The following is a 13,743-nucleotide window of genomic DNA, read 5'->3' on the forward strand; positions in this document are numbered from 1 at the left end:
GCGCAAAAGCCGCAGCCGAAGGCGGCAGCGGGTTTCTAGGCCTTGGCGATCAACTCTTTCAATTTGGCCACGGCCTTGTCGATGCCGTCCGGGTTGGTTCCCCCGGCCTGGGCCATGTCGGGTCTGCCGCCGCCGGAACCGCCCACCTCGGCCGCCACATCCTTGATGAGCGCGGGAGCGGTGAACCGGCCGAGCAGATCCTTGCTGACGGCGATGAGCACGGCCACCTTGCCGTCCTCGGTGGGCGCGGCGATCATGGCCACGCCGGAGGGCAGCTTGCTTTTCAGCGCGTCCATCTGCTCGCGCAGGCTCTTGATGCTGGCGGCCTCGGCCTTGACGGCGATGACCTTGACCCCGGCGATGTCTTCCGCTTCGGCCATGCGCGCGCCGCCCTCGCCGGAGGCCAGCTTGGTCTGCAGGCGCTCCACGTCCTTTTGCAAGGTCTTGACCTGGGCGGCCATGGCCTTGGCGCGGGCGGCGGCCTCCTCGGGCCGGGCCTTCAGCACGGCCTGGACCTCGGCCATCTCCTGGCGCAGGGTCTGCAAATGGTGCAGCACGTTCCAGCCCGTTGCGGCCTCGATGCGGCGGATGCCCGCGGCCACGCCGGTTTCGGAAAGGATGACGAAGCTGCCCGCCTGGCCGGTGTTGGCCAGGTGCGTGCCGCCGCACAGTTCCATGCTCACGCCGGGCACCTCCACCATGCACACGGTGTCGCCGTACTTTTCGCCGAACAGCGCCGTGGCGCCGCGCGCAATGGCTTCCTTCTGGCTCACGTACTCGCGGCCCACTGGAATGTCGTCCAGAATGGCGCGGTTGACGATCTGCTCCACCCGGGAAATTTCCACCGGGGTCATGGGCGCGATGTGCGTGAAGTCGAAGCGCAGGCGCTCCGGCCCCACCAGCGAGCCGGACTGCTTGACGTGGTCGCCCAGCACCTGGCGCAGGGCCGCGTGCAGCAGGTGGGTGGCGGTGTGGTTGCGGGCGCTGGCCATGCGCGTGCGCGCGTTGACCTGCAGCTGCGCCACCTGGCCGTTGGCGAGCTCGCCATCGTTGACGAAGATCTTGTGCACGGTGAGGTCCGGGGAGGGCTTGAGGGTCTCCAGCACGTCGGCCCCGCCGGTGGCGGTGTTCAGTTCGCCGGTGTCGCCCTCCTGGCCGCCGCATTCGCCGTAGAAGGGCGTGGCCGCGGCCACAAGCCAGCCGCCTTGGCCCTGCTCCAGCGTCTCCACGCTCTGGCCCTCGCCGTCCAGCAGGGCCACGATGCGTCCGTCGGCCTCCATGGCGCCGTAGCCCACGAATTTCGTTTTGAGGCCGCTTTCCAGCAGGCTCTGGAACATGCTGGCCACGTCCTTCTCGCCGGAGCCCTTCCAGGCCTTCTTGGCGCGCTGCTTCTGCTCCTTCATGCAGGCCATGAAGCCCGGCTCGTCCACGCTGACGCCCAGCTTGCCCGCGACATCGTTGACGATGTCCAGGGGGAAGCCGAAGGTGTCGTACAGCTTGAAGGCGAATTCCCCGGTGACGCCGCCGCCGTTGCCCTCAGCCTTCAGGCGCGCCAGCTCCTCTTCCAGGATGGCGAGGCCCTTGTCCAGCGTCTGGGAGAAGCGCTCCTCCTCCTCGCGGATGACCTTGGCCATGAACTCCTGGTTGCTCAGCAGTTCGGGGTAGGCGTCGCGCATTTGCGCCACCACCTGCCGGGCGGTCTCGTGCAGGAAGGGGTCCGTGAGGCCGATGAGCCGCCCGAAGCGGAAGGCCCGGCGGATGAGGCGGCGCAGCACGTAGCCGCGGCCCTCGTTGGAGGGCAGAATCTGGTCGGTGATGAGGAAGGCGATGGAGCGGCTGTGGTCGGCGATGACCTGCAGGGCCGTGTCCGTGTCCTTGTCCTTGTGGTACTTCACGCCCGCCTTGTCGGCCACGAAGTCGATGAGGGCGCGGAAGATGTCGGTCTCGAAGTTGGAGCGCTTGCCCTGCACCACGGAGGCGATGCGTTCAAGGCCCATGCCGGTGTCGATGCTGGGCCTGGGCAGCGCGGTGCGGGTGCCGTCGGCGGCCTGGTCGTACTGCATGAACACCAGGTTCCAAATTTCAAGGTAGCGGTCGCAGTCGCACTTGCCGATGCCGCAGTCTGGCCCGCAGGCCATGTCCGCGCCCTGGTCCACGTAGATCTCGGAGCAGGGGCCGCAGGGGCCGGTGTCGCCCATGGACCAGAAGTTGTCCTTCTCGCCCAGGCGGAAAATGCGCTCCGGGGCCACGCCCGCAACATTCTGCCACAGTTCGCCCGCCTCGTCGTCGTCCTTGTATATGGAGACGTAGAGCTTGTCCTTGGGCAGCTTCAATTCTTCGGTGATGAAGGTCCAGGCGAAGCGGATGGCGTCGGCCTTGAAGTAGTCGCCGAAGGAGAAGTTGCCCAGCATCTCGAAGAAGGTGTGGTGGCGCGCGGTGCGGCCCACGTTTTCCAGGTCGTTGTGCTTGCCGCCCACGCGCAGGCACTTCTGGCTGGTTGTGGCGCGCACGTAGGCGCGTTTCTCCTGGCCCAGGAAGACCTTTTTGAACTGCACCATGCCCGCGTTGGTGAACAGCAGGCTGGGGTCGTCCTTGGGCACCAGGGTGGAGCTGTCCACCACGGTATGGCCGTTCTTTTCAAAGAATTTCAAGAAGCGGGAGCGGATTTCTGCGGCGTTCATGCGGGGTATGTTCTCCAGAATAATATATGGTGCACGCTGCGGACCGGGAGCGGTCGGCGGCGCTACATCTCGTCCATTTCCGCGGGCTCTGCCGCGGCGGGGATGAAGGTGGGCGGGGTGACGCCCAGGTGCTCAAGGAGCTTGTCCTCTATCTTCTGGCGCAGCTCGGCGTTTTCGGTCAAAAGCGCGCGCACGTTCTCCTTGCCCTGGCCCAGGCGCTCGGACCCGAAGGCGAACCAGGAGCCGGACTGCTCAATGACCTTGTGCTCCACGCCCAGGTCGATGATCTCGCCCTCGCGGCTCATGCCGGTGCCGTAGAGGATGTCCACCAGGGCCTCGCGGAAGGGCGGGGCGACCTTGTTCTTGACCACCTTGATGCGCGTGCGGTTGCCGTAGGCCTCTTCCTTGTCCTTCAGGCTGCCGATGCGGCGGATGTCCATGCGGATGCTGGCGTAGAACTTGAGCGCGTTGCCGCCGGTGGTGGTCTCCGGGCTGCCGTAGCCGGTCATGCCGATCTTCATGCGGATCTGGTTGATGAAGATGACCACGGCGCGCGACTTGTGGATGGTGCCGGTGAGCTTCCTGAGGGCGTGGCTCATGAGGCGGGCCTGGCCGCCCACCTGGGTTTCGCCCATCTGGCCCTCCAGTTCCGCCTGGGGGATGAGGGCGGCCACGGAGTCGATGACCACGAGGTCCACGGCGTTGGAGCGCACGAGCAGGTCGGCGATCTCCAGCGCCTGCTCGCCGAAGTCCGGCTGGGAGATGAGCAGTTCCTCGGTCTTGACGCCCAGGCGCTTGGCGTAGGCCACGTCCAGCGCGTGTTCGGCGTCGATGAAGGCCGCGGTGCCGCCGCGCTTCTGGCATTCGGCCACCAGGTGCAGGGTCAGCGTGGTCTTGCCCGAGGACTCCGGGCCGTAGATTTCCGTCACGCGGCCCTTGGGGATGCCGCCTACGCCAAGGGCCAGGTCCAGGCCGATGGAGCCCGTGGGGATCACTGGAATGGCGGTCAGGGCCGCACCGTCGTCCATGCGCATGATGGCGCCCTTGCCGAATTTGCGCTCAATGGTGGTCAGCGCGGTGGAGAGCGCCTCCTGGCGCAATTCTTCAGGGCTGGCGGTGGGTTTCTTGGCCATGGGGTGTCCTCCGGGGTGACGAGTGGAACGTAGAAGAGGCCTGTTACCAGAAGCCCGGCCCGGCGGCAACTAAAGGATGCGACCGCGCCCCGGCGGGCCGCAAAGGGGGTGGGATGGCGCATCCGGGGCTTGCGTGCGCTGGCGTTCACGGGTAGGAGGCGCGTATGAGCCGCTTCGCAGCGCCGCAGGACGGGGCCTGGGCATGAGGGCCCGCCGCCGCCTTCAGCATCCGGGACGCGAGTCGCGCCACCGCAAGGTGAGCGACGAGGCGTTGTTGCGCCTGCTCTCGCGCTATGACAAGAAAGGCGGCCTGCCCCTTGCGCGCCTGTGGCGCAGCTGGGAGGAGGTAGTGGGGCCGGAGGTCGCCGAGCTGGCCCGGCCTCTGGGCCATCGCGAGGGGGCGCTTGTGCTCTGCGCCCAGGATTCCGTGGCCGCGCAACAGCTGAGCTACTACGCTCCGGAGCTGCTGGAACGGGTGAATGCGTTTTTTGGAAAAGAAGTCTTTGACAAGGTGCGCTTCGAGCTGCTAGATGGCAGAGTTCCTTTGGGGCTGCATAATAGCGTGGAGGCGCCGCCTCCGGCCCGGCGTCCCCAAAAGCCGTGCAATCTCGGCGGATTGGTCGGAAAGATCGACCCGGAGAGCGCGGTTGGCCGCTGTTATGCGGCCTATGTGCGCTATTTTGAGGGCCTGCCCGGCGACACTGCGCCGGAAGTCGCGAATACTCGCCCCCAAGGGGCGTCAAGGAGACGGAAATGAGCCAGGAAACTTTGGAAATGAGCTTTGAGAGCCTGGGCCTGACCAAGCCCCTGGACAAGATGACCGCCAAGGAATTGCGCGCGCTGGTGGTGGCCAAGAAGATCCCCTCCATCGTGGGCGCCAGCGGGATGCAGAAGGACGAGCTCGTCACCGCCATCAAGGGCGTGTTCGGCATCGTGGAGGAAGAGGGCGCCATCTCCCCCTACAAGGACCAGATCTTCAGCATGAAGCGCATGATCCGCGAGATGCGCGTGCAGAAGGGCACTGTTGAGGCGCGCCAGGAGCGCACCCAGCTGCGCCGCAAGATCAACAAGCTCAAGAAGCGCACCCGCCGCTTGTCGCGCGCGCTGTAGTTTTTTTGCGGGGCGGCTGGTTTCGCGCTTGACAGCATGGCGCGAATCCCCGTAAAAGGGCGCCTCGCAACACGCTGGGGGATCGTATAACGGCAATACAGCGGATTCTGGTCCCGCCAATCGAGGTTCGATTCCTCGTCCCCCAGCCACAATTTTTCCAAAAGTCCCCATCGTCTAGCCTGGTCCAGGACGACGGCCTTTCACGCCGTTAACAGGGGTTCAAATCCCCTTGGGGACGCCAGCAATTATTTAAGGCGGTTAGGAGTAAATCCTGGCCGCCTTTTCTGTTCGCAAAAAATTAAATTCCAACCGCATTTCCAACCCTGGGAATCGATTATCTCACAGGCCACAGGTGAAAAAGCCTTCTATTCGTGGGCCAATTGAGATACATGGTCTCACCTTTCGGTATCCTTTGGGGGCAGCGTCAAGTGCTCCTCACTTCCAATGAAATCTTTGTATCTGAGGGGCTGGCTTGTACACTGCAATGCCAAGCTTTATGCGCCTGCGACGCACAGTCGGAGGTGCGCACCCGATCAACAACGCCAGGTCAATGTCTGCCATTGAGCCAAGCAAATGGTCGTACGAGCTCCAATCAAACGCTTTTTTTGCAGATCTTCCAAATGGGGGAATGCCAAGCAAAACCCGGCGTTGGAAAACCGCTGCCGTAGATCTCTGAATCAGAACCGCCAATTCCGTGTCCGAGATTGTGCCGAGCAGATGGTCAAACTGTTCCCATGCGACGACCGGTTGTCTTCGAGCGTGGCCGTATTTCTTGCGAAATCTCGCTACGGTACGAGGGGAACAGTTTGCAGCAATGGCAATCTCATTGTCACTTTTTTGTGGCAACAGCTCTATAATGAGGGCATGTGCGGCTTCAGAGAGAGGGGGCATTACCACTCCGTGTACGGTTGCGTATACTCCGGCCAGTCTATTGGAACATGGCGTAAGCGAGGTCAAGTTTCAGCCCCGTCCCGATTTCGTGTCGAATTCGGCGAGAGCACGTCTTCCGGGCATCCTCACCCCGCGCCCGCAATCACGGCGCAAGAGGCTGGCTTCCGGCCACTCGGCTCGCCCGGACGGCACGGGGGGGCAGGGGCCGCCTCTTGGCTTCCTGGTGCGCCGGTCAGGCCCCGGTGAACGCGCCTTCCGGCTCTGCGCAGAAGCCTTGCAGCGTCTGCATGAAGCGCCCCATGTGCAGGCCGTCGGCCAAGCCGTGGTGGACCATGAGGTCCACCGCCATGACCACGCGTTCCGCGCGGGGCGTGAAGCGCCCCCAGGTGATGCGCGGGATGGCGTCGGGACCGTTCATGGGCATGGGATGGCTGACGGAGGTGAAGTGCATCCAGGGCAGGCAGCTCAGGTAGAGCACATCCTGGCCGCAGTTGCGCAGTCCGCCGTCATCGCCCGCCTCGGCCTGGGCCATGCGCTCCTTGGCGTGGGCGATGAACTCCCGGATGTTTTCGCGGAAGCGCGCGCGGCAGAAGCGCAGCCGTTCGGCCTCGTCCAGCAGGGTGAAGGAGGGGTGGACCGCGTCGTAGGCGCAGGGCTGGCCGTCCTCAATGCGCACGCGCAGCTCCGGCACGGCGTTGGCGGCCTTGGTGGTCAGGTAGATCATGCCCACGTAGGACGGAATGCCGACCTGCCGCATGAAGGCCAGCGCCGGGGTCACGTCCAGCTCGCAGGTGACGGAGCAATAGGGCTGCCCCATGGCGTTGAAGAAGGCGTAGGCCTCGCGCCGCTCCCAGGCGGCCATGTCGATGCCGCGCCGCGCGGTCGTCCGCTCGCAAGCCGCCACCGGGGCTAACGTCCCTTGTGGCCGGGAATCACGGGCCACACCTGTACGGGCTGCATCTCCAGGGGCGAGGGCTCCTGCTGCTTCTTGGGCGGATTGCTGCGCATGACCGTGTCCCCGCTGGCCTCGTCGCGTCCGATCTCGATGTTGGCCGAGCCTGTGCCCATCTCGTAGTCGCGGCGGTTCTTGGCGGTATCCTTGTTGGGAAACTTCGTCTGCCCGGCTGGCGTCTCTTGCCCGTGTGCGGGAGCGGCCTTGGCCGGATCGCCCTTGGCGGCGGCGTCCTTCCCCGCTGCGGCGCTTTGCGGCGGCACGGCGGCCGCCCCGCGCACCGCGTTCTGGGCCAGCGCCGTTGCCCCCGCCGCAAGGGTCAGTGCGGCAATGGCCGCGCAGACGCCTGCCCGGGAAAAAATCACATGTCGCTTCGGGAACATGGCGGATTCCTTTCAGGCCCTGGCCGGGCCCTGGCCGGGCGGACCCGGAATAAGGATTTGAATCTTCTCCGGTTTCGGTATACACTAGCAGGATTGAAAGAATCAATGGCTCACCCGCCCAGGCGGCCCGTTGGCCCCTGGCGCAGCATACCAGAAACGCACCTGTTTACGCCGCTTAAGCCCATGCACAAGGAGAAGCCCATGTCCAATCGCGCCGATGCCTACAAAGCCGCCGGGGTCAACATCGACGAAGCCAACGCCTTCGTCGACCGCATCAAGGCCCTTGCCGCCAGCACCCACAGCAAGGGGGTGCTCTCCGGCATCGGGGGCTTCGGCGGTCTGTTCAAGCCCGACCTCACCAACGTGGCCGCGCCAGTGCTTGTCTCCGGGACCGACGGCGTGGGCACCAAGCTTAAGCTGGCCTTCGCCTTTGACGGGCACGACACCATCGGCATCGATCTTGTGGGCATGAATGTCAATGATGTCCTGGTGCAGGGAGCAAAGCCTCTGTTCTTCCTCGACTACTTCGCCACGGGCCGATTGGAGAGCGAGGTCGCCGTGCGCGTGCTTTCCGGCATCGTGGAGGGCTGCAACCAGGCCAAATGCGCCCTGCTCGGCGGCGAGACCGCGGAGATGCCCGGCTTCTATCCCGACGGCGAGTACGATCTTTCCGGCTTCTGCGTGGGCATGGTGGATTACGAGCGCATCGTGGACGGCTCGCAGATCGCCAACGGCGACGTGATCATCGGCCTGGCCTCCACCGGTCCGCACTCCAACGGCTATTCCCTCATCCGCAAGATCCTCGACTCCTCCGGACTCAAGGGAACCGACATCCTGCCCGGCGACACGCAGACCGTGGCCCAGGCCCTGCTCGCGCCCACGCGCATTTACGTGCAGCCCGTGCTGAACCTCCTGCGCGACCTGCCCATCAAGGGCATGGCGCACATCACCGGCGGCGGCTTCTACGACAATCTGCCCCGCGTGCTGCCCATGGCGGTCACCGCGCACATCCGCTTCGGGTCCTGGCCCATCACCCCGGTGTTTCTGTGGCTCAAGAACCAGGGGCAGCTCTCCTGGCCGGAGATGCTGCAGATCTTCAACACCGGCATCGGGTTTGTCCTTATCGCCAAGAAGGATGTCGCCCAGGACGTCATGGACCGGCTCGCCGGCATGGAGGTTCCGGGCTACGTCATCGGGGAAATCAAGTCCCGCGTGGACGAGCAGGAGCAGGTGCAGGTGCATTTTCCCGGCTAGGCGCCACGCGAGCATTGCAAAGGCCCCGGACCACCGGGGCCTTTTTGTTTGGGGCCCCCGTTGAATTGGCCCCTTTTCCCCCGCCCGCAATCCGTGTATACGTATAGCGCCGCCGCAGCCCTCCATTGCGGCGGCGAAACCACAAGCCCAGGCAGGCCAGCCATGACCCAGTCCCCGCAGGACGCCGCGTCCGCACGCATCAGCGGCGTGTTTTCGCAGAAAAAGACCGCCAAGATCGGCACCGGGACGACCGCCCGCAAGACCGAGGTGGTCACGTATTTCCTGGTGTGCGAGCGCGACGATGGGCAGCTTGACGTGCAGGCGCTTACTGCGGACGACCAGCCCTTCGGCCCCAAGAAGCAGATTGGCCGCGACGAGCTTTTGGCCAACTATTTCCCCGAACCGCAAAAGACCCTGGCGCGCCAGGTGTCCGCCCTTTCCCCAAAGGAGATGGAGATCCAGAAGGCGGTGGCCAGGGGCGACAAGTTCCGCAAGCGCGGGGAGAGCTTCACCGCGGAGTTCGAGTACAACAAGGCCCTGGCTCTGGACATGGGCAACGTGCGCGCCAATTTCGGCATCGGCCTGTGCTACATTGCCCGGGGCGAGCAGGCCAAGGCGCGGGAGGTCTTCGAGCGCGTGGTCCATCTGGACGCGGCTTTCCAGGACGAGCACAAGCACCTGTTCAACGAGTTCGGCATCAACCTGCGCAAGGCCGGAATGCACGACGAGGCTCAGGAATACTACCGCCGCGCCTTGGACCTTTCTTCCGAGGACGAGAACCTGCACTACAACCTGGCCCGGGCCGCCTTCGGCAAGGGCGATGTGAAGGCGGCGGCCCAGGCCCTGGCCGCCTGCCTCGCCCTCAACCCGGAACATGCCGAGGCCAGGCAGTTCGTGGACTATCTGAAGCGCAAAAAAAATCCCGATTCCTGATCAGCCCTTGCGCGATTCGGCCATTTTTCCCGCTTCCCTGGGCGGGGGAAAGTGCATATATTGAAAAGCGCCGAATCTTTCTCTTGGATTAATCAATGAATACGATACCAGCAGAACAGCACCTCACCGGAGTGTTCTTCCAAAGAGCCTTCGCGACCATCGGCACAGGCACGACCACGCGCAAGACCGAACAGTACCTGTATTACTACGTTCGCGAAAGCGGGGATGACACCCTCGAACTGCACACCCTGGGGCCGGACGGCCAGCCTTCTGGCGAAAAACGCTCCATCACCCGCGAAGAACTGTTGCAAAGCTATCTGCTTGAGCCGCAGATGTCGCTGGATTTCGCCCGCGACGAGGCCCGCCGCCAGGAGGCCGTGGGCAAGGCCGTGGCGCGCGGGGACAGGTATTTCAAGCAGCGCAAGACCTTCTCCGCGGAGTTCGAGTACGGCAAGGCCCTGGCCTTGGACGTGGAGAACGTGCGCGCCAATTTCGGCATCGGCCTGTGCTACCTTTCGCGCGGGGAGCGCGACAAGGCGCGCGAGGTTTTCGAGCGGCTGGTCAAGATCGACGCGGCATTCGAGGACCGGCACAAACATCTGTTCAACGCCTTCGGCATCAGCCTGCGCAAAGCGGGCATGTTCGCCGAGGCCCTGGCCTATTACGCCCGCGCCCTGGAGCTGTGCAGCGACGACGAGAACCTGCACTACAACATGGCCCGCGCCGCATTCGGCAACGGCAATGCCGATTCGGCCGGACGGCATCTCGCCTCCTGCCTCGCCCTTAACCCGCGCCACCCGGAGGCCCTGCAGTTCGAAGCCTTCCTCAAGCGCGGCTCCAAGGCCGGAGGATAGGCCTGTGCCCAAGGCCCTTGTCCTTGCCGGAACCCACAGCGGCTGCGGCAAGACCTCGCTCACCCTGGGGCTGCTGCGCGCATTGCGCCGCCGGGGCCTCGCGGTCCAGCCCTTCAAGGCCGGGCCGGACTTCATCGACCCCGGCCTGCACGCCGTGGCCGCCGGACACCCCAGCCACAATCTTGACACCTGGATGCAACCGGAGCGCGCCCTGCTGGAATGTTTCGCCTGTCACGCCGCCGGGGCCGACGTGGCCGTGGTGGAAGGGGTGATGGGGCTCTTTGACGGCCGGGGCGGAACGGACGAATCCGGCTCCACCGCGCATCTGGCCAAGCTGTTGGGATTGCCTGTGCTGCTGGTGTTCGACGCCAAGGGCCAGGCGCGTTCGGCGGCGGCCCTGGCGCAGGGCTTCAGCCGATTCGACCCCGGCCTGCGCCTGGCCGGATTGGCGGCCAATCGCGTGGGCGGGCCGCGCCACGCCGAAATGTTGGGCGAGGCCCTTGCTGCAAACGGCTGTCCGCCATTGTTCGGCTGCCTGCCCAGAAACGATGCCGTGGCGCTGCCTTCCCGGCACCTGGGCCTGGTCACCGCGCAGGATGCGCAGGACCAGGATGCGCAGGGCCTGGAGGCCACCCTGGACGCTTTGGCCGACTGGGTGGAGCAGGGGCTGGACATCCCGGCGCTGCTGGCGGCCCTGCCGGACTGGACGCCGCCGAAGGGCTCCGCCCCAGCCGTTCCCGCCGCCCAAACAGGTGCGTCGCGCGCGCGCATCGCCGTGGCCCGCGACCGGGCCTTTTGCTTCCTGTACGAGGACAACCTGCGGCTGCTGGCGCAGGCCGGAGCCGAACTGCTCTTCTTTTCTCCGCTGGCCGATGCCGTTCTGCCCGAGAACGCGCAGGGTCTGTACCTGCCTGGCGGCTATCCGGAACTCGCCGCGCGCGAGCTATCCGCCAACGCGGCCATGCGCGCGGCGGTGCGCGCCTTTTGCGCGTCCGGTGGGCCGGTGTGGGCCGAATGCGGCGGGTACATGTATCTGCTGGAGGAACTGGACGACGGCCAGGGCGGGCGCTGGCCCATGTGCGCGGCGCTGCCGGGCCGGGCCGTGCTGCGGCAGCGCCGCGCGGCCCTGGGCTACCGCGCGGCCCGCACCCTTGTCCCCGGTCCCTTCGGCCCGGCCGGGACCAGCGTGCGCGGGCACGAGTTCCACTATTCCGAATACGAGGGAACCCCGGAGGCCCCGGCCTTCGTCCTGGCGGACTCCCAGGGCGGCGAGGCTGCGGACGGCCAGGCCCTGGGCGGCGTGGTGGGCGGATATTTCCACGCGCACCTGGCCTCCAATCCGCAGATTGCACAGGCCTTTGTGGCCGCCTGCCGGGCCTGGCGCGTCGGCGGGGCCTCGTAGCCGTGTCGCGCCTTTGCCCGGCGCTGCGCCAGCCTTCCGCCGCAGACGCGAAGAGCCAGCGAGTTTCCCCGCTGGCTCCCTGAATGCCTTTTGGGCTGCGCTCAGCCCGCGTTACAGAACATGCCGTCCGTCAGCCCGGTGGGGGGCACGGCCTTGCGTTTCCGCGGCTAGCCCAGCCGCGCCAGCGGAGCCAGGCGCAGGCCGCCCCGGGAGGGTTCCTCCCTGGGTTGGGGCATGGGCACGGCGTCGTCGAAAGCGGCCTGGGCCGTTGGCTGCGCGTCCTGCTCGCGTTCCGCCTGGGCCTTGCGCTGACGGGTGATGTACTTCTTGGTGATGGCCTTCAAGAGTTCGGCCTTGCCTTCCCGTTCCGAGGGCGACAGGAAGCTGGTGAGCTTCTTTTCCAGCCGGTGGGAGTTCTGCTCCTTGGCGATGGCGATGATGCCCTCCATGATGAGCTTCTGGTTGAGCATCTCGGCCCCGGTGTGGAAGTTGATGCTTTCGGCGATGGGCGCGAGGATCATGTTGGAGAGCACCACCCCGTAGAGCGTGGACACGAAGGCGACCGGAATGCTCGACACCAGGGCCTGGGTGTCCTGGATGCCGGAGAGCATTCCGATGAGGCCGATGACGCTGCCCGCCACGCCAAAGGCCGGTGCGGCCTTGGCCAGGGTCTGGAACACGCGTTCGCTCTGCTGCCTGCGCTCGCGGAAAAAGGCCATCTCGGTGTTCAGGAATTCGCGGATGTCGCGCTCCTTGTAGTTGTCCACCAGGAAAGCCACGGCGTTCCGGAGAAAGCTGTCGCCAATCTTTTGACGGATGGACTCCAGGGAGAGCACGCCCTCCACGCGGGATTTCACCGAAAGCTCCAGCAGAATGCGCACGATGTCGTCCGGGGTTGGCTGGCGCTCGGTGTACACGCTGCGCGCCACAAGGAAGGCCGTGCGGATGCGCGCAAAGGGATAGCTCATGAACAGCGCGGCGAAGAGGCCGGCCACCACGATGAGGAAGGCCGCCAGGTTCCAGTACACGGCGAGCCCGCCGCTCATCCAGAAGCCGCCCACGAAGATGGCGCCGCACAAGAGCACTCCAAGCATGTTCTTCTTGCTCATGGCATGTCTCCTTAAATATCTGTCAAGACGAGCACTTCGACCCGTCGGTTACGCTTTTCGGCGTCAGGTGCCGTTGCCGGGACCTCCGGCTGGAAGCTGCCCCGCCCGGTGACCATGAAGCGCTTGGCGTCCAGGCTCGCCGTGCGGATGAAATGCTGGGCCACGCTGGCCGCGCGCCGGGCGGAGAGATCCAGGCCCTCCTCCGGTGTGGCGGTCTCGCCCTCGGCGGTGTGCCCCACCACCAGCACGGCTCCGTTGCTTACGCGCAGAATTTCGGCGATGCGCTCCAGGTACTGGCCGCTGTTGGCGGAAAGGGCGTCGCCGCCGGGGCTGAAGAACAGGTCCCCGCGCAAAAACACGCGCACTTGCCGGTCTGTTTCGCGCACAACGGAAATGCCCAGGTTGTCGGACTGGTAGTAGGTTTCCTTCATGGGCACGCCGCTGGCGGCCTTGAAGTCCTTGCCGTCCTTCACCGGAGCGTCCAGTTCGCCCAGGAAGGCCTGCCCGGGATCGACCGGGGCGCGCGTCGCGGCGGGTTCGGCGGCCCTTGGCCGGGCGCGGTCCTTTGCGCCGGAGTAGATGAACAGCACGGCGAAGACCATGAACATGATCATCATCAGGTCCGACCAGGGCACCGACCACTCGGCGAAGTTCCCGCCCGTGGTAGCCGTGCTTGCGCCGTCCTCGCGCCGCAATCCGAATCCGTCCCGTGCACCCATGCCGCACTTCCTTGCGTTCTGACGCCCGTGGTCCATTCCTGGGCGTGCGCTTTCGGTCAAGCAAGATGCCTGCCAAGTGCCTACCTATTCGATATTGCGGACTTTTATGTTTGCGCTCAGCCCTTGCGCAACGTGTTTGGCCAAAAGTCCGGCGGAAGAGGGGGCCTGGGCGGATTCCGGTGTGCCGGGAACGCATAGGCGAACGCCGGAACTGCTACCGGGCGGCATTTTTGCGACGCTGTCTTGGCGCAACCGGTTTGGCCGGACCGACCCGCGGGAACACCCACCTGCAACGGCTCGCCAAGCACATTGACTCCGCCGC

Annotated in this window: 12 protein-coding genes and 2 tRNA genes; 8 read left to right on the top strand and 6 right to left on the bottom strand. The window is 65.4% G+C overall.

Annotated features, from left to right (window positions below; genetic code table 11):
* Window positions 1–35: 35 nt before the first annotated feature.
* Both alaS and recA read right to left on the bottom strand, forming a co-directional pair.
* Window positions 36–2,681, bottom strand: a complete 2,646-nt coding sequence (gene alaS, locus CHB73_RS14825; RefSeq protein ID WP_089275384.1) for an alanine--tRNA ligase — start codon at window positions 2,679–2,681, stop codon at window positions 36–38.
* 62 nt (window positions 2,682–2,743) lie between these two features.
* The gene (recA, locus tag CHB73_RS14830) at window positions 2,744–3,814 is read right to left on the bottom strand and encodes a recombinase RecA (protein WP_089275385.1); all 1,071 of its coding nucleotides are present in this window, start codon (window positions 3,812–3,814) and stop codon (window positions 2,744–2,746) included.
* Window positions 3,815–4,016: 202 nt separating this feature from the next.
* Here recA and CHB73_RS14835 point away from each other — a divergent pair, with 202 nt between their 5' ends.
* The 4 genes from CHB73_RS14835 (at window position 4,017) to CHB73_RS14850 (ending at window position 5,165) form a co-directional block, all read left to right on the top strand.
* The gene (locus CHB73_RS14835; protein WP_089275386.1) at window positions 4,017–4,571 is read left to right on the top strand and encodes a DUF721 domain-containing protein; all 555 of its coding nucleotides are present in this window, start codon (window positions 4,017–4,019) and stop codon (window positions 4,569–4,571) included.
* Entirely contained in the window at window positions 4,568–4,924 is a 357-nt protein-coding gene (locus CHB73_RS14840) for a hypothetical protein (protein ID WP_089275387.1), read from the top strand. Before CHB73_RS14835 ends, CHB73_RS14840 begins: the two co-directional genes overlap by 4 nt.
* 75 nt (window positions 4,925–4,999) lie before the next feature.
* Window positions 5,000–5,073, top strand: a tRNA-Gln gene (locus tag CHB73_RS14845).
* Window positions 5,074–5,087: 14 nt separating this feature from the next.
* Window positions 5,088–5,165 (top strand) — tRNA-Glu (locus CHB73_RS14850).
* An 882-nt stretch (window positions 5,166–6,047) separates the two neighbouring features.
* On the opposite strand, the gene CHB73_RS14855 is transcribed toward CHB73_RS14850, so the two are convergent.
* Window positions 6,048–6,677 (bottom strand): CatA-like O-acetyltransferase, encoded by a 630-nt coding sequence (locus CHB73_RS14855; protein WP_143337412.1) that lies wholly within the window; start codon window positions 6,675–6,677, stop codon window positions 6,048–6,050.
* Window positions 6,678–6,724: 47 nt separating this feature from the next.
* On the bottom strand, window positions 6,725–7,150 hold the full coding sequence (locus tag CHB73_RS14860) for a hypothetical protein (RefSeq protein WP_089275389.1): 426 nt from the start codon (window positions 7,148–7,150) through the stop codon (window positions 6,725–6,727).
* 201 nt (window positions 7,151–7,351) lie between these two features.
* On the opposite strand from CHB73_RS14860, the gene purM reads away from it, so the two are divergent.
* From purM to CHB73_RS14880, 4 genes are all read left to right on the top strand, one after another.
* Complete coding sequence (gene purM, locus CHB73_RS14865) at window positions 7,352–8,404, top strand: phosphoribosylformylglycinamidine cyclo-ligase (RefSeq protein ID WP_089275390.1); 1,053 nt, start codon at window positions 7,352–7,354, stop codon at window positions 8,402–8,404.
* Window positions 8,405–8,566: 162 nt separating this feature from the next.
* Window positions 8,567–9,337, top strand: coding sequence for a tetratricopeptide repeat protein (locus CHB73_RS14870; protein ID WP_089275391.1), 771 nt, complete (start codon window positions 8,567–8,569; stop codon window positions 9,335–9,337).
* Between the two features lie 95 nt (window positions 9,338–9,432).
* Window positions 9,433–10,191: a tetratricopeptide repeat protein gene (locus CHB73_RS14875; RefSeq protein WP_089275392.1), complete on the top strand. Its 759-nt coding sequence runs from the start codon at window positions 9,433–9,435 to the stop codon at window positions 10,189–10,191.
* Window positions 10,192–10,195: 4 nt separating this feature from the next.
* Entirely contained in the window at window positions 10,196–11,593 is a 1,398-nt protein-coding gene (locus tag CHB73_RS14880) for a cobyrinate a,c-diamide synthase (protein WP_089275393.1), read from the top strand.
* A 167-nt stretch (window positions 11,594–11,760) separates the two neighbouring features.
* Here the strand turns inward: CHB73_RS14880 and CHB73_RS14885 are convergent, their stop codons facing one another.
* Window positions 11,761–12,702, bottom strand: a complete 942-nt coding sequence (locus CHB73_RS14885; RefSeq protein ID WP_089275394.1) for a motility protein A — start codon at window positions 12,700–12,702, stop codon at window positions 11,761–11,763.
* 11 nt (window positions 12,703–12,713) lie between these two features.
* Window positions 12,714–13,421 carry an OmpA/MotB family protein gene (locus CHB73_RS14890; protein WP_179217078.1) on the bottom strand — a complete coding sequence of 236 codons (708 nt, stop codon included), beginning with the start codon at window positions 13,419–13,421 and terminating at the stop codon, window positions 12,714–12,716.
* Window positions 13,422–13,743: the final 322 nt, after the last annotated feature.

Origin of the sequence: Humidesulfovibrio mexicanus, assembly GCF_900188225.1 — a bacterium.
Taxonomy (GTDB): Bacteria; Desulfobacterota; Desulfovibrionia; order Desulfovibrionales; family Desulfovibrionaceae; genus Humidesulfovibrio; species Humidesulfovibrio mexicanus.

Excerpts from the sequence above, each read along its gene's own strand:
- alaS (WP_089275384.1), bottom strand. The coding sequence starts at position 2,681 with ATGAACGCCGCAGAAATCCGCTCCCGCTTCTTGAAATTCTTTGAAAAG.
- recA (WP_089275385.1), bottom strand. The coding sequence starts at position 3,814 with ATGGCCAAGAAACCCACCGCCAGCCCTGAAGAATTGCGCCAGGAGGCG.
- CHB73_RS14835 (WP_089275386.1), top strand. The coding sequence starts at position 4,017 with ATGAGGGCCCGCCGCCGCCTTCAGCATCCGGGACGCGAGTCGCGCCAC.
- CHB73_RS14840 (WP_089275387.1), top strand. The coding sequence starts at position 4,568 with ATGAGCCAGGAAACTTTGGAAATGAGCTTTGAGAGCCTGGGCCTGACC.
- CHB73_RS14855 (WP_143337412.1), bottom strand. The coding sequence starts at position 6,677 with ATGGCCGCCTGGGAGCGGCGCGAGGCCTACGCCTTCTTCAACGCCATG.
- CHB73_RS14860 (WP_089275389.1), bottom strand. The coding sequence starts at position 7,150 with ATGTTCCCGAAGCGACATGTGATTTTTTCCCGGGCAGGCGTCTGCGCG.
- purM (WP_089275390.1), top strand. The coding sequence starts at position 7,352 with ATGTCCAATCGCGCCGATGCCTACAAAGCCGCCGGGGTCAACATCGAC.
- CHB73_RS14870 (WP_089275391.1), top strand. The coding sequence starts at position 8,567 with ATGACCCAGTCCCCGCAGGACGCCGCGTCCGCACGCATCAGCGGCGTG.
- CHB73_RS14875 (WP_089275392.1), top strand. The coding sequence starts at position 9,433 with ATGAATACGATACCAGCAGAACAGCACCTCACCGGAGTGTTCTTCCAA.
- CHB73_RS14885 (WP_089275394.1), bottom strand. The coding sequence starts at position 12,702 with ATGAGCAAGAAGAACATGCTTGGAGTGCTCTTGTGCGGCGCCATCTTC.
- CHB73_RS14890 (WP_179217078.1), bottom strand. The coding sequence starts at position 13,421 with ATGGGTGCACGGGACGGATTCGGATTGCGGCGCGAGGACGGCGCAAGC.